The 17,949-nt window shown below is 71.0% G+C and carries 18 protein-coding genes and 2 pseudogenes; 14 read left to right on the top strand and 6 right to left on the bottom strand.

The window, feature by feature from the left end:
* Positions 1-100 precede the first annotated feature (100 nt).
* Positions 101-1,036: an ion transporter gene (locus tag AC5L38_RS04595; RefSeq protein WP_495241473.1), complete on the top strand. Its 936-nt coding sequence runs from the start codon at positions 101-103 to the stop codon at positions 1,034-1,036.
* A 176-nt stretch (positions 1,037-1,212) separates the two neighbouring features.
* On the opposite strand, the gene rpsD is transcribed toward AC5L38_RS04595, so the two are convergent.
* Positions 1,213-1,827 (bottom strand): 30S ribosomal protein S4, encoded by a 615-nt coding sequence (gene rpsD, locus AC5L38_RS04590; RefSeq protein WP_495241472.1) that lies wholly within the window; start codon positions 1,825-1,827, stop codon positions 1,213-1,215.
* Between the two features lie 87 nt (positions 1,828-1,914).
* Here rpsD and AC5L38_RS04585 point away from each other — a divergent pair, with 87 nt between their 5' ends.
* On the top strand, positions 1,915-2,640 hold the full coding sequence (locus AC5L38_RS04585; RefSeq protein WP_495241471.1) for a DUF2470 domain-containing protein: 726 nt from the start codon (positions 1,915-1,917) through the stop codon (positions 2,638-2,640).
* A 235-nt stretch (positions 2,641-2,875) separates the two neighbouring features.
* On the opposite strand, the pseudogene AC5L38_RS04580 reads toward AC5L38_RS04585, so the two are convergent.
* Positions 2,876-3,425 (bottom strand): annotated as a pseudogene (locus AC5L38_RS04580) (ClpP family protease).
* A 558-nt stretch (positions 3,426-3,983) separates the two neighbouring features.
* Here AC5L38_RS04580 and AC5L38_RS04575 point away from each other — a divergent pair.
* Positions 3,984-4,178: a CsbD family protein gene (locus AC5L38_RS04575; protein WP_350966559.1), complete on the top strand. Its 195-nt coding sequence runs from the start codon at positions 3,984-3,986 to the stop codon at positions 4,176-4,178.
* Positions 4,179-4,567: 389 nt separating this feature from the next.
* Here AC5L38_RS04575 and AC5L38_RS04570 read toward each other — a convergent pair whose 3' ends face one another.
* Positions 4,568-4,912 (bottom strand): hypothetical protein, encoded by a 345-nt coding sequence (locus AC5L38_RS04570; protein WP_495241470.1) that lies wholly within the window; start codon positions 4,910-4,912, stop codon positions 4,568-4,570.
* 113 nt (positions 4,913-5,025) lie between these two features.
* Between AC5L38_RS04570 and AC5L38_RS04565 the strand changes: the two genes are divergently transcribed.
* From AC5L38_RS04565 to AC5L38_RS04550, 4 genes are all read left to right on the top strand, one after another.
* A complete protein-coding gene (locus tag AC5L38_RS04565; RefSeq protein WP_495241469.1) occupies positions 5,026-5,391 on the top strand; it encodes a hypothetical protein in 366 nt (121 codons plus the stop codon).
* Between the two features lie 4 nt (positions 5,392-5,395).
* On the top strand, positions 5,396-5,785 hold the full coding sequence (locus AC5L38_RS04560; protein ID WP_495241468.1) for a hypothetical protein: 390 nt from the start codon (positions 5,396-5,398) through the stop codon (positions 5,783-5,785).
* Positions 5,786-5,845: 60 nt separating this feature from the next.
* Complete coding sequence (locus AC5L38_RS04555) at positions 5,846-6,112, top strand: hypothetical protein (RefSeq protein WP_495241467.1); 267 nt, start codon at positions 5,846-5,848, stop codon at positions 6,110-6,112.
* 338 nt (positions 6,113-6,450) lie between these two features.
* Entirely contained in the window at positions 6,451-7,050 is a 600-nt protein-coding gene (locus AC5L38_RS04550; RefSeq protein WP_495241466.1) for a hypothetical protein, read from the top strand.
* Between the two features lie 100 nt (positions 7,051-7,150).
* Here the strand turns inward: AC5L38_RS04550 and AC5L38_RS04545 are convergent, their stop codons facing one another.
* The 3 genes and pseudogenes from AC5L38_RS04545 to AC5L38_RS04535 all read right to left on the bottom strand — a co-directional run bounded on the left by AC5L38_RS04545 (position 7,151) and on the right by AC5L38_RS04535 (position 9,682).
* The gene (locus AC5L38_RS04545; RefSeq protein WP_495241465.1) at positions 7,151-7,429 is read right to left on the bottom strand and encodes a hypothetical protein; all 279 of its coding nucleotides are present in this window, start codon (positions 7,427-7,429) and stop codon (positions 7,151-7,153) included.
* A gap of 263 nt (positions 7,430-7,692) precedes the next feature.
* Positions 7,693-8,130 (bottom strand): annotated as a pseudogene (locus tag AC5L38_RS04540) (winged helix-turn-helix domain-containing protein); the annotation flags it as partial.
* 160 nt (positions 8,131-8,290) lie between these two features.
* Complete coding sequence (locus AC5L38_RS04535; protein ID WP_495241464.1) at positions 8,291-9,682, bottom strand: ROK family protein; 1,392 nt, start codon at positions 9,680-9,682, stop codon at positions 8,291-8,293.
* A gap of 185 nt (positions 9,683-9,867) precedes the next feature.
* Here AC5L38_RS04535 and AC5L38_RS04530 point away from each other — a divergent pair, with 185 nt between their 5' ends.
* The 7 genes from AC5L38_RS04530 to AC5L38_RS04500 all read left to right on the top strand — a co-directional run bounded on the left by AC5L38_RS04530 (position 9,868) and on the right by AC5L38_RS04500 (position 17,929).
* Complete coding sequence (locus tag AC5L38_RS04530; protein ID WP_495241463.1) at positions 9,868-11,085, top strand: ABC transporter substrate-binding protein; 1,218 nt, start codon at positions 9,868-9,870, stop codon at positions 11,083-11,085.
* Positions 11,086-11,115: 30 nt separating this feature from the next.
* Positions 11,116-12,072 carry a carbohydrate ABC transporter permease gene (locus AC5L38_RS04525; RefSeq protein ID WP_495241462.1) on the top strand — a complete coding sequence of 319 codons (957 nt, stop codon included), beginning with the start codon at positions 11,116-11,118 and terminating at the stop codon, positions 12,070-12,072.
* The gene (locus tag AC5L38_RS04520; protein ID WP_495241461.1) at positions 12,069-12,917 is read left to right on the top strand and encodes a carbohydrate ABC transporter permease; all 849 of its coding nucleotides are present in this window, start codon (positions 12,069-12,071) and stop codon (positions 12,915-12,917) included. Before AC5L38_RS04525 ends, AC5L38_RS04520 begins: the two co-directional genes overlap by 4 nt.
* 53 nt (positions 12,918-12,970) lie before the next feature.
* A complete protein-coding gene (locus tag AC5L38_RS04515; protein ID WP_495241460.1) occupies positions 12,971-14,926 on the top strand; it encodes a DUF2264 domain-containing protein in 1,956 nt (651 codons plus the stop codon).
* Positions 14,927-15,255: 329 nt separating this feature from the next.
* On the top strand, positions 15,256-15,906 hold the full coding sequence (locus AC5L38_RS04510) for an RNA polymerase sigma factor (RefSeq protein ID WP_495241459.1): 651 nt from the start codon (positions 15,256-15,258) through the stop codon (positions 15,904-15,906).
* Between the two features lie 117 nt (positions 15,907-16,023).
* On the top strand, positions 16,024-16,458 hold the full coding sequence (locus AC5L38_RS04505; RefSeq protein ID WP_495241458.1) for a zf-HC2 domain-containing protein: 435 nt from the start codon (positions 16,024-16,026) through the stop codon (positions 16,456-16,458).
* Positions 16,459-16,678: 220 nt separating this feature from the next.
* Positions 16,679-17,929 carry a glutamate-cysteine ligase family protein gene (locus AC5L38_RS04500; protein WP_495241457.1) on the top strand — a complete coding sequence of 417 codons (1,251 nt, stop codon included), beginning with the start codon at positions 16,679-16,681 and terminating at the stop codon, positions 17,927-17,929.
* The last annotated feature ends 20 nt before the right edge of the window (positions 17,930-17,949 follow it).

The raw sequence follows: 17,949 nt of genomic DNA, 5'->3' as shown, positions 1-17,949 counted from the left end.
AAAGGACCGAAACGTTTCGTGACAGGCGTGGCGGATCCGGAACTTCACCGGTCCGTTATGATCTTGGCTGTCTCGGTCCCTCCGACCCCCAGGAGCCCCCGTGCCCTCGCGCGAGCGTCTCCGCGCCCTGCTCGAAACGCACCGTTTCCAGCAGTTCATCGTCGCCGTCATCCTGGTCAACGCGACCACACTCGGACTGGAGACCTCGGTCACGGTCGTCGAGCGGTACGGCACGCTGCTCAGCGCCGTCGACCACCTGGCGCTCTACATCTTCGTCGTCGAACTGACCGTCAGGCTCTACGCCTACGGCTGGCGGTTCTTCCTCAACCCGTGGAACGTCTTCGACGCCGTGATCGTGACGGTCTCGCTGCTGCCCACGGCGGGCGGTCTCTCGGTCCTGCGGGCGATGCGGATCCTGCGGGCGCTGCGGCTGATCTCCGTGGTGCCGAGCCTGCGCCGGGTGGTGACCGCGCTGCTCACCGCGATGCCGGGGATGAGCTCGATCGTGCTGCTGCTGGCGCTGGTCCTCTACGTCACGGCGGTGATGGGCACGAAGCTCTATCACGTCACCGCCCCAGAGTACTTCGGCGACCTGCCCACCTCGCTGTTCACCCTGTTCCAGATGATGACCGGTGACGCCTGGTCCGACATCACCCGCGAGGTGATGGCCCATCACCCCTCGGCGTGGGTGTTCTTCGTGGCGTTCATGCTGGTGTGCACCTTCGTGGTGCTGAACCTGTTCATCGCGGTGGTGGTCAGCGCGATGGAGGAGGAGCACGCCGAGGAGTCGGTGCAGGCGACCGAGCAACTGGGCAGGGCGGTCCTCACCGAGCTGGCCACGCTCCGGGCCGAGGTGCGGGAGCTGCGGGACCGGGTCCCGGTGACGCCGAACGGCGCTCCGATCCCGGTCATGGCGGGAAACGGCGGCGGCCCGGCCCCCGCGAACACCGCGGCGAACGGCGGCGCGCACCCGGGAGGAAACGGCGGCGCTCCGGCCCCCGGGAAGACGACGTCGAACGGTGACGCGCGCCAGTAGGGAACGCGGGGGAACGGCGGCCCGGGGAAACGGCGGCGCGAGGGAACGCGGGGGAACGGGGGCGCGGGAGAACGGCGGCGCGAGGGAACGCGCAGGAACGGCGGCGCGCAGGAACGGCGGCGCGAGAAAGCCCGCCACCCGGGGGCAGCGGGCCGGCGCCGCGGATCGGCGTCAGGTCAGCGCGAGTAGAACTCCACCACGAGCTGCTCGTCCACCGGGACCACGATCTGCTCGCGCAGCGGGCGGCTGAACAGGGTGAACTTGAGCTCGGCGTGATTGACGTCGAGGTAGGCGGCGATCCGGTCGTCCGCGTACGTGCCCTCGGACGCGGCGACGAAGGGCTGCATCCGGCGTGACTTCTCGCGCACCGCGATGACCTGGCCCGGCTTGACCAGGTAGCTGGGGATGTCGACCTTGCGGCCGTCCACGGTGATGTGGCCGTGGGCGACGTACTGGCGGGCCGCGTAAATGGACGGAGCGATGCCGGAGCGCAGGACCAGGGAGGCGAGACGCGTCTCCAGCAGCACCACCAGCTCCGCGCCCGCACGCCCGGTGCCGCGCAACGCCAGGTCCCAGTAGCGGCGCATCTGCCGCTCGGAGACGTCGTAGTACCAGCGGAGCTTCTGCTTCTCCATCAACCGCAGGCCGTAGTCACCGGTCTGCCGCCGGTTGGTCTTGCGACCGTGCTCACCCGGCGGGTAGGGACGCTCCTCGAAATAGCGGACCGCCTTGCGGGTCAGCGGCACGCCCGCCCTCCGGGACAGACGCACCTTCGGTCCGGTGTAGCGCATGCTCACTCCTTTGTGGTTAGGTCTACCTTAGTTAGGCAAGGCTAATCTTACACAGCAGTATCTCCCGACCTCAAGGAGAGCCGGTCCATGCAGCCCGTCACCGCTCCGCCGATCCCCGAGCGGGTCCGCACCCTCGCCGCCACCGCCGCTCCCACCCACGTGTCCATCTCCGGAGCCACCGGTCCCGCGACACCCGCCAAGGGCGGCGTGGACGAAGCGGGCCGTCCCGTGCTGCTCGTCCTGCCGGGCGACCCGCTCCACGACGCGCTGGACGAGCCCGTGGTGACCGTGGATCTGACGTCGAACCGCTCGCTGGGAGAGCACGAGCTGTCGCGCGGCCTGCTCAAGGTGCAGGGCTGGGTGCAGGCCGTACCCGCGGCCGAGGTGAGGAGGACGGCGGTGGCGATCGCCGAGCGCTGCCCCGACGAGGCCCTGTTCGAGGTGCTGGAGGGGACGGACGGCCCCAGGCTTCTCCGCGTCGACGTCGGCAGGGTGATCTATCTCACCGGGCCCGAGTCGGGTGTCCTGGACGCGGAGGAGTATCTCGACGCCGCCCCCGACCCCCTGATGGGTGATGCCGAGCGCATGCTCCACCACATCAACGACGCCCACCGCAGGCAGTTGGAGACCGCGCTGGGCTCCCTGCTCGCCGCGCCGGTGCCGGAGGCCTGGCTGTGGGAGCTCGACCGTTTCGGGGCGACCGTCCGCTGCGGCGTGGACGACCCGACGCTGATCCGGCTCCCCTGGCCCTCGCCCATCACCGACGCGGAGTCTCTCGAGCACGCCGTACGCTGCCTGCTCTGCCACCACTGACGGAGCGACCACCGGGACCGGGAAAACCCGGATGGGGCCGAGGCCGGGGAAACGGCTGTCGGAGTGACCGGGCAGCGGCCGTTCAACGGCCGGCGGATCGACAATTCGACGCGTGGCGCCATTTCCGATCCAGGCCGGAAATGGCGCCAAGCCATTCGACGCGAAACCGCCCCGGAAGCGAGATTATTCCCGGGGTGCGATCATTCCTGGAGAAATTCGTCCCGGGACCGGAATGTCAGCCCCCGGACACGACCTCGCTGGTGTTCCGGATGACCTGGTCGACGAAACCGTAGTCCCTGGCCTCGGTGGCGGTGAACCAGCGGTCGCGATCCCAGTCGTCCTCGATCCGCTCCAGCGGCTGGCCGGTGTGGAAGGCGATCCGCTCGCGCATCGTCTGCTTGGTGTAGAGCATCTGCTCGGCCTGGATCGCGATGTCGGCGGCGGTGCCGCCGAGGCCGCCCGAGGGCTGGTGCATGATCACCCTGGCGTGCGGCAGGATGTAACGCTTGCCCGGGGCGCCCCGCGATGCCCATGGCCACGGTGGCGACGTCGTTGGGGATGTACTGCATCACGTCGTAGATGGCCATCCCGGCCGACACCGAGCCGCCGGGTGAGTTGATGTAGAGCCAGATGTCGCGCCGGTCGTCGTCGGCGGAGAGCAGGAGCAGCTCACCACAGATCCGGTTGGCGACCTCGTCGTTCACCTCGCTGCCGAGCACGACGATCCGCTTGCGCAGCAGCCGCTGGTACAGCTGGTCTTCGGGGACGTTCTGGGGACCGCTCATGTCTTCCACCTACTCCGAACCCGGGGGGCGCGAACAACGAATACTCGTGACCATAGTCCCGCCGGGGACCGTGCTTTCCGTCGTTCGCTGTCAGCGCTTTTCGCTGAAAGCGCAGCATCCGTCATTCTGATTTCCCGCCGGACCCGGCCGCTCCAATGGCCCGGCCGTTTCGATACTCCCGCCGCTCCAATGTCCCGGCCGTTCCGATGCCCCCGCCGTTCCGATGGCCCGCTGTTCCGATGCCCCGGCCGTTCCACTCCGGGCACGGCCGGCTCGTCTCCGGGGAGGAGACTGTCCCGCCGTGCGGGCGACGTCCGGCGGTGGAGGCGATCCGGTGGCCCTGATGACCTTGACGCCCCGGAGTCCCGGGAGGCGGGCACGGCCGCGCCCGGCGGTCCGGGCACCCTCGGCGACCGGCCGATGCCGGATCGGCCTGGCTCAGGCATCGGGGACGGGCATCGGGGACGGGCATCGGGGAGGGGCATGTTTACCCCCTCCTCTGCAGGAGAGGGGATATCACTGCGTGGACAAAAATCCACAAACGGGAGGAATCACATCATGGGTGCCGACGACAAGATTGCCAACAAGGCCGAAGAGCTCGGAGGCAAGGTCAAGGAGGGCGCGGGACGCGCCACCGGCGACGAGCGGCTCGAGGCCGAGGGCAGGACCGACCAGGCCGACAGCCACCTCAAGCAGGCCGGCGAGAAGCTGAAGGACGGCGCCGAGAAGGTCAAGGACGCTTTCAAGAGCTGACTCGCGACCATGTGGCGGGGGTCCCGGTTCTCCGGGACCCCCGCCGCCGCGTTCGGGGAGAGCCGCTCCCCGAAGGCCCGGGGGGAACTCCCTCCCGTTCGGGGAAAGCGACTCTCCGAAGGCCCGGGGAACCCCCTTGTCGGCGCGTGACCGTCAGCGGGTGAGGGTGTACGGCCTTCACCGGAAAGAGACCCGTCCGCGGGTGAGCCGCCCCGCGCCGTACGACCCCGGGCGGCCCGTCGCCGGAGCGGCCATCGGGCCCGTCCCCACCGGTCACCGCACGAGCAAAAGGGCTCCCTCGGAGACCGGGCGGCCTTCGAAGGGGCCCTTCACGAAACTGGCTCCGAGGGGGCGGGGCAGGGGAGAAGGCGCCCCTCCCGGCGGTCGCGTCAGGAGGCGGGGCCGACCTCCGGTTCCGGCGTTCCGTTGCCGGACGTGCCCTTCTGGCTCCCCTCCGCCCCGTCCTCGACGTGCTCGGCGTCCTCGGCCTCCCCGGTGTCGGCCTCCCCGGTGTCGGCCTCGGCCTCCTCCTTGGCGTGGCTCGCACCCTCGGGACTCTCCTCCCCCGGGACGCGGCGCGCGTCGTCGGGGTCCGCCAGCAGCGGCCGTTCGGGGAAGGTCGTGTCCGACCCCGACCGCTCCGCCACGACCCGGGTCTCGCCGTCGACGCCTCGCGGGCCGGCGGGCGGCGGATCCTTCTCGGGGATGTCGCGCTCGGCCGTGTCTTCGCTCACCTCAGGAGTGTCGGTCATGCCGACCCCCTCCCCGGTGAAAGCCCGAATATGTCGCCGGCAGGCATGGGGCCGGTCACCCGGGTAGGAAAACCCTCGACGAAGGGAGCGAGCTCATGACGGTCACCCGGTTTCAGGATCTGCCACTGGCCGACCACGACAGGGCCTGGGACGGCGAGGCGGCGGAGAAGCGCGTCCGCTCGTGGTCGGGCGCCGAGGAGGAGCCCAACGCCCGGTACAGGGAGGCTCATGTCTGGTACGACGGCGACGAGCCGGAGAACTTCGGAAGCTACAAGCTTCCCATCGCCGACGTGATCGACGGCAGGCTCAAGGTGGTGCCGCATGCCGTGCATGCCGCGGGAGGGATCCTTCAGGGGGCCCGGGGCGGGGTCAAGGTGCCCGAGGAGGACCTCGGCCGGATCAAGGCCCACCTGGCCAAGTACTACGCCAAGATGGGCGAGACCGCCCCCTGGGAGTCCTGACCTGATGACGCGTTTCGCGTTCGGCCTCGACCCGGCCTGGCGGATACCGCTGCTGCTGTTCGGGGTGGGGCCCGGCAGGGCCTTCGCCGAGGTGCGCGAGGGCGAGTTCTCGGTCCGCTTCGGCTTCTGGTCACTGCGCACGCCCCTGTCCAACATCGCGGGCACCACCGTGACCGGCCCGTACGCGCCGTGGAAGGTCATCGGGCCGCGCCTGTCGCTGGCCGACCGCGGGGTGACGTTCGGCACCAACGCCAGGCGGGGCGTGTGCGTCCGGTTCCGCACCCCGGTGCCCGCGCTGGCGCCCGGCGGTTTCCTGACCCATCCGGGCGCAACCCTGACGGTCTCCGACACCGAAGGACTGGTGGAGGCGCTCGCACAATCACGTCAGACGTGAGCCGGACACATGACAGAGGGGCGTCCGGGTAAAGGACGCGTCCCAAGCAAGGAGAAGAACATGACGGCCGAAGGACAGATGCCGGAAGAGACCTCGGCGAGCGGGAAGCCCATGGTGGCGGCCACCCCGCGCGACGTGGTCCACATCCGCCTGGGCTCGTTCGCCCTGATAGCGGTGATCGGCCTCGGGGTGCTCGGTTTCGTGGCCGGGATCACCTGGCTCACCGTCGCGATGGCCGTGCTGGCCGTGATCGCGATCGCGGACATCGTCCTGGCGATGCGCCGGCAGTCACGCACCGCTCCGGGCACGACGACGGAAGCGGGTTGAGAGCCGCCCCGAGCGGCTCCCGGGGCGCGCCCGCCGCGCGTCCTCCCCGGCCCGGACGGGCCCGGACGCCTTCCGCCTTCCGCCCTCCGCGCGTCCACCGCGCGGGGCCGGAGCGGGCCACCCCATTGATCACGCCCCCGTACGACGGAGGGCGTACGCGAGAAGCCACCCGGCGGAGGACGGCCCGGTGGACGTTCCCGGCCAGAGTGGAGTGGACATCACGACGATCCCGTCCCGCTCCCGCCGGGCCGCTTCGCCGGTCCTCCCACTTCCAGGCCACCTGACGGCCCGCGCGGCAGGGGCCGGTACGCGGTGCGGCACGTGCCCGGAAGGCGCCCATGCCCCCGACCGCCCCCTCCGACGACCGCGTCGCACGACGTCTCGCCCGCCGCCCCGCGCCGGCCATGTCGCCTCCGGTCCGCAGGACCGTCCTGACCCTGCACGTGGTGATCTCGGTCGGCTGGCTCGGGCTCGACCTGGGACTGCTCGGTCTCGGGGTCACCGCCCTGACGACCGGGGATCCGGAGACGCTGCGGGCCTCCTACCTGGCCATGGACGTCTTCGGTGACACGCTGATCGTTCCGTTAGGCCTCGGCGCGCTGCTGACCGGCGTGCTGCTCTGCCTGGGTACGCCGTGGGGGTTCGCCAGGTACCACTGGGTGCTGATCAAGCTGGTGACCACGCCGGCGGCGGTCACCGCGTCCGTGTTCGCGCTGCGCCCCCACATCGAGACGGCCGCCGCCGCGGTGTCCCGGGCCCTTCCCGCGGAACTGCCCTCCCTGGATCTCGGCGGCGTGGACCGCGTCCTGGTCGTCGCGCCGAGCGTCGCGCTGGCCCTCTACGTGCTCAACGTGGCGCTCTCGGTCTTCAAACCGTTCGGCCGCACGGCGTACGGGCGGCGACGATCGGCCCGGCCCGATCGTGCGGCCGGACCGTGACGGAAGGCGGCGACGCCACCGTCATCGTCACCGTGGACGTGAACGGCGCCCGGCATGGCTCGACCATGCCCGGCGCCGTTCACTCATGCCGTTTCAGGGTTTACCAGTGGGTGTAGAGAACCGGGCGGTAGAAAGGCCGGAAACCGAAAGGACCGAAGGTGTTGTAGACACCGAAAGTCGAATACCGGGGGTAGAAGCCGAAAGGACCGAAGGGGTTGAAAGGGTCGAAGCTGCTGCCGCCGGTGGTCACCGGAAGTGCCGACAGGGAGGCGACCTGCTGGGGCGCCGCGTTCGCGCCGGCGGGCTGAGCCGCCATCATCAGGCCGACGACCAGGCTGGATGCCACCAAGGTGCCGGCGGCGAGAGCATGCTTGAACATGAAGAATCACTCCGTGTCTGATGGTTGAACCCGGCGTGCCGCCAGGACTTACAGGGCGTCGAACAGATTTCCAGGAAATATGCTGAATCGACGTCACGTAAGACGCTAGTTCAGAGCCATAAGGACTTTCGCCCCAGAAAGGACAAAGCCTTGGTCGGGGATTGTCGCCGGAAAGGAAAGGCGGAGGTTACACCGGGGCGAGGATCACCGGCCCGGCTCCGCCCGCGATTCGCGCCCGGCTGTCACACCGCCCCGCGCCCCGCCTGCCGCCCCGTCCGGCGTACCGGCAACCGGAACCGGCCGGTCCACCCCAGCCGGTCCAGCAGGTAGGCCACACCGCGCGCGGTGTAGGAGACCTGGAACCTCTCCGCGATCAGCGCGGCGACGCGCTCGGTGGTCCAGCGGCCGTCGTCCCAGCCGTGGGCGGCGGCGCCCTCCTCCAGGGCCGCCTCCAGCCGCGCCAGCTGCTCGTCGGTGAGCTTGCGGCCACTGCCGGCGCCCTTGGAGACCAGCGCCGCCCTGCCGCCCCGACGCCAGAGCGCGTACCACTCGTAGGCGGACTTCCGGGTGATTCCCAGCAGCCGGGCCACCCGCGTCGGCGCGATCTCCCCCGCGAACATGTCGGCGGCCTGGAGCCGCACCCTTTCGCGCCTGGCTCGCTCCTGCGCGGACAGCCCACCACCCCTGTCTGAATATCTCATACTTTAAGGCTCTCACCTGGGCAAATAGGATCTAACAGGCACCCACCCCATGTCACCCCGGCCGTTCCTGGAGAGAGGCGGTGGCCGCGAAATCAGCGGGACGCGCCCAAGACGCCCAGCAAGCTCAAGACGCCCGGCGAGCCCAAGGCGTCCGGCGGGCTCAGGAGGGGTGGGCGTTCAGGAACTCGTCCAGGACGAGGGTGGCGGCCCCGTGGGCCACGGCGTCGGGGCCCAGGCGGCCCAGGACGATGGAGGTCGCCGCGTACGGCCGGGGCAGGGAGTTCTCCGCCGAGGCGGCGCGGATGTCGTCGAGCAGGTGCCTGCCGAGCAGGAGCCCGAGCCAGCCGCCGATGACGATCCGCTCGGGGTTGATGAGGTTGATCAGGTTGGACAGGCCGACGCCCAGGTAGGTGACGGTCTCGGCGATCACCGGCGACCCGGACTCCACCAGGGCGGACAGCTCGGCCTGCCAGTCGGCCGTGCGCGTGGGCACCCCGGCGCGGTCGAGGATGCCCCCGGCCCCGATGTAGGCCTCCAGGCAGCCGCGCCCTCCGCACCGGCAGGTCCGGCCGTTCACCACTATCTTGGTGTGGCCCCACTCTCCGGCGCTGCTGCTCACGCCGCGAAAGGTCATGTTGTCGGAGACGATGGCGGCCCCGACGCCGGAACCGATCAGCACGATCACCGCGTCACCGGACCCGCGTCCCGCGTCGCCGCCCTCACGTCCCGGCCCACCCGGGCGCGCCATGCCGTCCGGACCTCCCGGACCTCCCGGACCTCCCGGACCTCCCGGACCTCCCGGACCTCCCGGACCGAAAAGGCTACCGGCGACGCCGGTGCCGTACCCCGGCCCGCCGATCCCGCGCGCCGCGCCGTCACGCCACGGCTCGCCCCCGCCCCCGCCCCCGCCGGGGCGGGGGCCGGGCCACAGCTCGGCGCGGCCCAGTGCCCTGGTGCCGTTCTCGACGAACAGCGGGAGGGTGGTGCCCGCGCGTAGGAGCGCTCCCATGGGTACGCCGTCCCACCCGAAGGTCCTGGTGTGGATGAGCGCGTCGGGACCGCCCTCGACGATGCCCGGGACACCCACCCCCACGCCGAGTGCCCGGCCCGCCGGGACGCCCGCGTCGTCGAGGACGCCCTCGACCCCGGCGAGGATGTGGCGCACCACGAGCTCGATCTGGTGCCTGGCCGGACGCAGGGCGTACTCGACCCTGGCCCTCTCGTTCATCTCAAGGTCGAACAGCTCGACGCGCACGTGGGTCTCGGCGACGTCGACGCCGACCACGTGGCCGTACACGGGGTTGACGCGGAGGATAGCGCGGGGCCGGCCGCCGTCGGACTCGGTCTGGCCCGCCTCGACGACGATGTTCTCGGCGAGGAGGTCGCCCGTCATGCTGCTGACCGTGGCGGCGCTGAGGCCGGTGAGCCTGGTCAGCTCGTTGCGGGTCACGGGGCCGCTGAAGTAGAGGGTCCGCAGCAGCATGGCCCGGTTGCCCTTGCGCACGTCGCGGACCGTCCTGCGCTCGGGCCTCACGATGGCCCACCTCCCCATGTCACGGCACATGGTAATTGAGAACCGGAAGATCTCCGTCCGGCCTCCGAACCTCCGGACGCCCCCTGCCTCACGGGTGACGCACGTCCGCCTCTCCTCCGTGTTACCAAAGCGTTTCTTAAGGGGACTGAACTTTTTTCACATCTTACATTATCGTCCGTTGCACCCCCCATCAGGAGGAAGAAATGATCAGGAGAGTCACAGGGGCTGCGGCCGGTATGGCACTGCTCGCCGGACTCGTCGCCTGCGGCGGCGACAACGGGACGGCCTCGGAGGCCACGACACTGACCTACTGGATGTTCCAGGACCGCACCCCGCAGGCGGGGGAGGTCATCGAGAAGCTGCGTACCGACTTCGAGAAGGCCAACAACGTCACCGTCAAGATCGTCAAGATCCCCAAGGACGACTACAACACCAAGCTGGGCAGCGCCGTCGCCGCCGGGACCGTCCCCGACGTCGGCATCCTGGACCAGCCGCTGGTCGCCAGGTACGCCCTGGACGGCACCATCAAGGAGATGCCCGCCGGCACGGTCGACGAGAAGATCTTCTACGAGGGCGCCCTCAACACCAACAAGGTGAACGACAAGCTCTACGGGCTGCCGCTCGACCACACCGCCGTGGCGCTCTTCTACAACAAGAAGCTGGTGCCGACGCCTCCCAAGACCTGGGACGAGCTCAAGGCGACGGCCGCGAAGATCCACCAGGCCGACCCGAAGATCGCGGGCATGGTGGTGCCGAAGGGTGACGGCTACGGCGGCTGGATGTGGCCGGGCTTCCTCGGCGCCGCCGGCGGCTCCCTCGTCGACGAGAAGAGCAAGAAGATCCTGTTCGACCAGCAGCCCGGAGTCGACGCGCTCCAGCTCTGGGTCGACCTCCTGCCCTCGTCGCCCCGGCAGATCACCGACTCGGACAAGCCCTTCGAGAACGGCCTCGCCGGAATGATGATCTCCGGCCCGTGGGACGTGGCCACCATCAAGGCGGACTTCCCCGACCTGGAGTTCACCACCGCCCCGCTGCCGTACAAGACCCAGCCCTCCGGCAACATCGGCGGCGAGAACGCGGTGGTCTTCAGCAAGGGCAAGAACGCCGAGCTGGCGTGGAAGTGGCTCACCTTCCTGACGAACGCCCAGAACAACACCACGCTGGCGCAGGCGCTGGGCGGCTTCCCGACCAACATCGAGGCCGCCGAGCGGGACGCGGCCACGTTCGGGCCCGACCAGGCGGCGTTCCTGGAGCAGCTCAAGGTCGCCCAGGCCAGGCCCGCCCTGCCGGAGTGGATCCAGATCAACGACGAGATCATCGCACCCGCCATCGAGGCGGCGCTGAGCGGCAAGGTCACCTCCCAGCAGGCGCTGACCGAGGCCGCGGACAAGACGCGCGCGCTGCTCAAGTGGAACGGCTAACGCGAAAGCGAGGCAAACGTGGCATCTCCGGTGCTGGCTGACAAGCCCGCCGTGACGCCTCCTCCCGGGCGGCGGCGCCGTCGCCCGGGGTTCGGGCGACGCGACCACGTCATCGGGTGGCTGCTGATCGCCCCCGCGGTGATCTACTTCGTCATCTTCCTGCTCTACCCCGCCCTGGCCGCCCTCTACTACAGCTTCACCGACTGGAACCTGCGGACGGCGCCGAACTGGGTCGGGCTGGCCAACTACACCGACCTGCTGTTCGACGACGTGAAGTACCCGCACTTCTGGAAGTCGGTCCAGGTCACCCTGCAGTACACGCTGATCGCCGTACCGCTCACGCTGGGCACCGCGCTCGTGCAGGCGCTGCTGATCAACGCGATCCGCCGGGGTTCCAACATGTTCCGGCTGCTGCTGTTCCTGCCGGTCGTGACCGCCGAGGCGGCCGTGGGCGCCATCTGGCGCTGGCTCTACGACCCGCAGTACGGCCTGGTCAACACCATGATCGGCCTGGTCGGCATCCCGCCGCAGAACTGGCTCAACACCCCCGACCTGGTCATCCCCGCGTTGTCGTTCATAGCCGCCTGGCAGTGCGGCATCTCGATGATCATCTATCTCGCCGGGCTGAAGGGCATCCCCGACTCGATCCGCGAGGCCGCGATCATCGACGGCGCGGGGCCCGTCCAGCGGTTCTGGAAGATCGTCGTGCCGATGCTGCGGCCCACCACCTTCTACCTGCTGGTCACCGGCGTGATCGCGGCGCTCCAGGTCTTCGGCCTGGTGTACGTGATCTTCTCGGGCGGCGGCGGCAGGAGCGTCACCGGTGGCCCCGAGCAGTCGGGCCTGACCTACGTCCTGCACCTGTACCTGTTCGCGTTCCGCTACGACGCGATGGGCGCGGCCTGCGCGATGTCGTTCATCCTGTTCGTCTTCATCATGATCATTACTGCGCTGCAGTTCAAGTTCGTCAAGCAGGAGGCGTCGTGAAGGCCGCGAGGAAAGTACGGCTCGCGCCCATCTACATCGCGCTGGTGCTGCTGGCCCTGGTGTCGGTCGTCCCGTTCCTGTGGATGCTGGCGACCTCGTTCAAGCACGGCTCGGACGTCTACACCAAGGTGCCCAGCCTGCTGCCGCTCGACCGCAAGACCGGCGAGTTCTCCCCCACACTGGAGAACTACGAGCACGTCCTGCAGGTCAGCGGGCTGGGCCAGGCGTTCGTCAACAGCGTCTGGGTCTGCCTGATCCTGGTCCCGGCCAAACTCCTCGTGGACGCGCTGGCCGCCTACGCCTTCGCCAGGATCCCCTTCCCCGGCAGGGACAAGCTGTTCGTCGTCCTGCTCGCGGGCATGATGGTCCCCACGATCACGCTGCTGGTGCCGCGCATCCACGTCACCCAGGCGCTCGGCATGTTCGACTCCGGGTGGGGACTGATCCTGCCCAACATCGCCTCGGTGCTGGACATCTTCCTGCTGCGCCAGTTCTTCATGTCGCTGCCCACCGAGCTGGAGGAGGCGGCGCGCATCGACGGCGCGGGACGGATGCAGATCTTCTGGCGCATCATCATCCCGCTGTCGAAGCCGGTGCTGGCGGTCGTGACGATCACCAGCTTCATCTTCCACTGGAACGACCTGGTCTGGCCGCTGGTGGTGCTCAACGACCCCGAGCTCTACACGCTGCCGCTGGCCCTGCAGCAGCTGGCCAGCAGCGAGTCCGGGCGGGCGTACTACATCATGGCGGGCGCGGCCCTCGCGGTCATCCCGGTCATCATCGTCCTGCTGATCTTCCAGCGCCGCATCATGCAGGGGATCGCGTTCACCGGGCTCAAGAGTTGACCTCTCCGCCGGGTGCGAGTGGGGCGCCGTACGACAGCGAGGACCCGCCGGCCGTGGAGGACTCACCGGCCACGAGTGAGGCGGTGCGTGACCGCGAGGATCCGCCGGGAGCGGGCCGGACGGTGCGTGACCGCGAGGACATGCGCCGGCTCGTGACCGAGCTGGCCGAGCCGCTGGTCCCCCGCTTCAGCCCCGGGCGGGCGCGCCTGCGGCTCGGGGCCAACGCGGCCCACTACGGCGACGAGGCCGCCGAGCTGGAGGCGTTCGCCCGCCCGCTGTGGGGGCTGGCGCCGCTGGCGGCCGGAGGGGGGTCCTTCGGGCACTGGGAGCTGTGGCGGCGAGGGCTCGCCGCGGGGACCGACCCCGGGCACGGGGAGTTCTGGGGGGCGGCGGCCGACGTCGACCAGCGGCTGGTGGAGACCGCCGCGATCGGCCTGGCGCTCGCCCTCGCCCCCGAGGCCGTGTGGGACCCGCTGAGCGGCGCGGAGCGGGACCACCTCGCCGCCTGGCTGCTCCACGCGATGACCCGCGAGACCGCCGACAACAACTGGCGGTTCTTCCCCGTGCTGGTGGGGCTGGGGCTGGACCGGGTCGGGGTGCGCTTCGACCCCGCGCCCAACCTCGCCCGGCTGGAGCGCCTGGAGTCCTTCGCCCTGGGCGGCGGCTGGTACAGCGACGGCCCCACCGCGCAGCGCGACTACTACGTCCCCTTCGCGATGCACTTCTACGGCCTGGTCTACGCCGCCCTGGCCGGCGACCGCGACCCCGGGCGGGCCGAGCGCCTGCGCGGGCGGGCGGCGGCGTTCGCGCTCGACTTCCAGCACTGGTTCACCTCGGACGGGGCCGCCGTGCCCTTCGGCCGGAGCCTGACCTACCGCTTCGCCCAGGGGGCCTTCTGGGGCGCCCTGGGCTTCGCGGGGGTCGAGGCCCTGCCGTGGGGGGAGGTGCGGGGCCACCTGGCGCGGCACCTGCGCTGGTGGCTGCGGCGGCCGCTCCGCGACTCCTCGGGCCTGCTGACCCTGGGGTACGGCTACGCCCAGCCCGCCCTCGCCGAGCAGTACAACGCCCCCGGCTCCCCGTACTGGGCGATGAAGGCGTTCCTGCCGCTGGCACTCGCCGCCGACCACCCCTTCTGGGCGGCGGCCGAGGAGCCCGCGCGGGAGCTCCCCGAGATCAGCGTCCAGCCCGAGGCCGGTGTCGCGCTGATGCGGTGCGAGGAGGGCCGGCAGGTCGTCATGCTGAGCGCGGGACAGCACAACACGTGGGTACGGCACGGCGCGGCGAAGTACGCCAAGTTCGCCTACTCGACGTCCTTCGGGTTCAGCGTGCCCGCCGGATCGTGGGGCCTGGAGCAGGGCGCCTTCGACAGCACCCTGGCCCTGAGCGACGACGGGACGCACTGGCGGCCCTGCGAGGCGCCCGGGGACTTCTCCGAGCGTGACGGCCTGCTGCACGCCCGGTGGACGCCGTGGCCGGACGTGGAGGTCGACACCTGGCTGCTGGCCCGCCCCCCGTGGCACGTGCGGGTGCACCGCGTACGGTCGGGGCGGCGGCTGCTGTCGGCCGAGGGGGCGTTCGCGGTCGACCGCGACCCCGCCGCGCACCGCGCCGCCGAGGGGCCGGGACACGCCCGCCTCGACTCCCCCGCCGGGCTGTGCGTGATCGAGGACCTCGGCTCGGCGCGGGCCGGTGAGCTGGTCCGCCCCCTGCCCGGGACAAACGTCGTCGTGCCTCGCACGGTCGTCCCCACGCTGCGTGGCGAGCACCGGCCGGGCGAGCACTGGCTGGCCTGCGCGATCCTCGGCCTCTCGGGTTCAGGGCTTCCCGGCTCCGGTCCGCATGGTTTCGATCCGGACGATTCCGGTTCGCACAGGTCCCGGACGGCCGGCTCCGGGCTCTCCGGGCTTTCCGGCCCTGGAGCCGGATGGCAGGCGGGCTGGCCGGAGCCGCCCGGCCTGGACGGCGTCCTGGCACTCCTGCCCGGCGGCCATCCCTTCGGGACCGGCTGACCGGCCGACCGGCACGCCAGGAAGCAGGGGCGCGACCCCCGGTACGGCAGGGGTCGCGCCCCTGCCGTACCCGGCCACCGGAGGCGTGACCACGCTGGAGGCCACCCTCAGAGTCGAAAGCGACTTCGTAGACGAAAAGGTGTCGAACCAGGTCAGAACGGGAATTTTCTCCCAGAGCCACCATTCCCCCGGCGGCGTTCTCGATCAAGAGGGCGCCACGACGACCGGACCGCCGAACGGAGCGCCGCGTCGCCACCACGACCCGCGAGCGCCGCGCGCCGACCGCGCGAGCCGGCGGGTCCGCGGATGCCCACCGGGAGGAGGCGACCGTGAGGTCCTTCACAGACGGCGCGTTGCCCTCGGACGATGTCGTCGTCGCGGCCCTGCGCGCCGGGGATGAGGCGATGTTCACGGCACTGCTGGACACCTGGTCGCGGGGGATGCTGTGGCTGGCCCGCGCGCACGTGTCCACCAACGACTCGGCGGAAGAGGTCGTGCAGGACACCTGGCTGGCGGTGATCCGGGGCATCGAGGGCTTCAAGGGCCGCTCGTCGGTGAAGACCTGGGTCTACCGGATCCTGGTCAACACGGCCAGGAGGCGAGGCGTGCGCGAGAACCGCACGGTGCCCTGGAGCAGCGCCTTCGAGCGGGAGAGACAGACCGTCGACCGTTCGTGCTTCCAGGGGGCGGACGACCCCTTCCCGGGACATTGGAAGGATTTTCCCGCCGCCTGGCCTACCCCGGAGAGCGAGGTGCTCGCCGCCGAGGTGCGCGGCCGGATCGCCGCCGCCCTGTCCGAGCTGCCGATCAGGCAGCGCACCGTGATCACGCTCCGCGACGTCGAGGGGTGCACCTCCCAGGAGGTCTGCGAGATCCTGGAGATCTCCGCCGCCAACCAGCGCGTCCTGCTGCACCGCGCCCGCGCGGCGGTGCGCGAGCGGCTGGAGGATTACTTCGAGACGGCGAGACGACCGGCGTAGCGCGGGCGGCGCGACGGGTTCGCCCAAGGGTTCGGTCACATATTCGGTCACAGATCCGGTCGGCCAGGTCCGGTCGGTCACAGGTTCAGTCACAGGTCCGGTTGTCGGGACGGTGAGGTGGTCAAGGTTGTGAAGCGGTTCAGCTGCGAGGAGGCGGTGGAACTCGTCACCGCCTTCCTGGAGGGCGAGCTCGGCGAGCCCACCCGGCACCGGTTCGAGGAGCACCTGGACAGCTGCGAGGGCTGCGAGCGCTATCTCGGCCAGTTCCGCGTCACCGTCGAGGCCCTCGGACGTCTCCGGGCCACCGGGGCCCCCGAACGGCTCCGCACCGCCACCGGTACCGCTGACACCGACGAGACCACCGAAGCCGGCGACCCGCGCCACGACACCCCCGGCGGCACCGTCGACGCCCCCGATGCCATCGACGCCGCCGACGCCACCGGCACCGCCGACGCTCCCCGCGTCACCCCTGGCCCGGGCCTGCCGGAAAGCCTGACGAAGGGTACGCGCGACCGGCTGCTGGCCGCCTTCCGTGCCGGGCGGCCCACCTGAGCCGGTGGAGACCCCGCCTCCCCCGACACCGTTCCCCCGGCCGGACCGTTCGGGAGCCAGGGCACGATCTCCGGTTCCACGACCGGGCACCTCCGGAACACCGCCCTGCCGCCGGAAGGCTCACCCCTCGCCCCTGCCCCCTCGCCCCTGTAACGCCTGGGCGCCTCGCGACTCTGTAAATCCGTACACATCTGGACATATCAGGTGAAAGGGGATGAGGATGACCGGTCTGGCGACCGAGGACACACTGATCCGGAGCATCTCGGATGTGGAGACCTTCGCACGACGCTGCTTCCTCGGCTCCCCCGGCGACCGGGTGGGGATCGAGCTGGAGTTCCTGGTCTTCGACCGTGCGGCTCCCGCCCGGCAGGTCCCGATGGCCAGGATCGCCGACGCCCTGCCCCCGCTGCCCGGCGGGAGCCTGGTGACCTTCGAACCGGGAGGTCAGCTGGAACTCTCCGGGCCACCCGGCTCGCTGCCTGGCGCGATCGCCCTCCTCACCGCCGACGTGAACGCCGTGCGCCGGGCGCTGCGGGACGCCGGCCTGGCTCTGGGCGGGACCGGCCTCGACCCGCTGCGCCCGGCCAGGCGGCAGCTGCGCCTGCCCAGGTACGAGGTGATGGCGCGCTTCCTCGGCACGCCGTACGGGTCGCTGATGATGTGCTCGACGGCGTCGATCCAGGTCAACCTGGACCTGGGCGAGCGGCCCGCGGCGCGGTGGGAACGCGCCCACCTGCTGGGGCCCGTCCTCGTGGCGGCCTTCGCGAACTCGCCGCTCAGCGAGGGCCGGCCGTGCGGGTCGATGTCGGGGCGCCAGGCGGTGTGGGAGCGGCTCGACCACACCCGGACGGCCGCCGTCCCCGCGAGCGGCGACCCCGCGGCCGCGTGGACCGAGTACCTGCTCGACGCCCGTCTCATGGCCGTACGCGAGAGCACCGGAGCCGTGGGCGGGAACGGCGCGGAGCCGTACCGCCCGGTCCTCGACGGCTCGACCTTCCGCGACCGGCTGGCCTCGTCCGGACACCCGCCGACCCTGGCGGACCTGAACTACCACGCCACGACGCTCTTCCCGCCCGTACGGCCGCGCGGCTGGCTGGAGATCCGCTACCTCGACGCCCAGCGCCCGGCGAGCTGGCCGGTGTGCGTGGCGGTGACCCACGCCCTGGTGATGGACGACCGCGCGGCCGACGCGGCGCTGGCCGCGGCCGGGCCGTGCGCGGGGATGTGGTCGGCGGCGGCGCGCCACGGCCTGACGGAGCCACGGCTGCGCAGGGCCGCCGCCGCCTGTTTCCGTGCCGCCCTCTCGGCGCTGCCCCGCCTGGGGGCGACCCCGTCCCTGGTCTGCGAGGTGGCCGCGTTCGCCGACCGCCACGTGGCGCCCGGCCGGGCCCCGGCCGAGGACCTGCTGGATCTGGCGAGAGGACCGGGAGGGCGCCTGCGGGACTGGCTGGCCGAGGAGGGACGGATCTGAGTTCTTCCCGGAACCGGCCC

It is taken from the genome of Streptosporangium nanhuense, assembly GCF_059358815.1.
The sequence above is the reverse complement of the archived record's forward strand: the minus strand, read 5'-3'. Positions and strand labels throughout refer to the sequence as shown.

Bases quoted from the DNA above. Each gene is read 5' to 3' on its own strand.
- rpsD (WP_495241472.1), bottom strand. From the start codon at position 1,827: ATGCGCTACACCGGACCGAAGGTGCGTCTGTCCCGGAGGGCGGGCGTG.
- AC5L38_RS04585 (WP_495241471.1), top strand. From the start codon at position 1,915: ATGCAGCCCGTCACCGCTCCGCCGATCCCCGAGCGGGTCCGCACCCTC.
- AC5L38_RS04575 (WP_350966559.1), top strand. From the start codon at position 3,984: ATGGGTGCCGACGACAAGATTGCCAACAAGGCCGAAGAGCTCGGAGGC.
- AC5L38_RS04565 (WP_495241469.1), top strand. From the start codon at position 5,026: ATGACGGTCACCCGGTTTCAGGATCTGCCACTGGCCGACCACGACAGG.
- AC5L38_RS04560 (WP_495241468.1), top strand. From the start codon at position 5,396: ATGACGCGTTTCGCGTTCGGCCTCGACCCGGCCTGGCGGATACCGCTG.
- AC5L38_RS04555 (WP_495241467.1), top strand. From the start codon at position 5,846: ATGACGGCCGAAGGACAGATGCCGGAAGAGACCTCGGCGAGCGGGAAG.
- AC5L38_RS04550 (WP_495241466.1), top strand. From the start codon at position 6,451: ATGCCCCCGACCGCCCCCTCCGACGACCGCGTCGCACGACGTCTCGCC.
- AC5L38_RS04545 (WP_495241465.1), bottom strand. From the start codon at position 7,429: ATGTTCAAGCATGCTCTCGCCGCCGGCACCTTGGTGGCATCCAGCCTG.
- AC5L38_RS04535 (WP_495241464.1), bottom strand. From the start codon at position 9,682: ATGGGGAGGTGGGCCATCGTGAGGCCCGAGCGCAGGACGGTCCGCGAC.
- AC5L38_RS04530 (WP_495241463.1), top strand. From the start codon at position 9,868: ATGATCAGGAGAGTCACAGGGGCTGCGGCCGGTATGGCACTGCTCGCC.
- AC5L38_RS04500 (WP_495241457.1), top strand. From the start codon at position 16,679: ATGACCGGTCTGGCGACCGAGGACACACTGATCCGGAGCATCTCGGAT.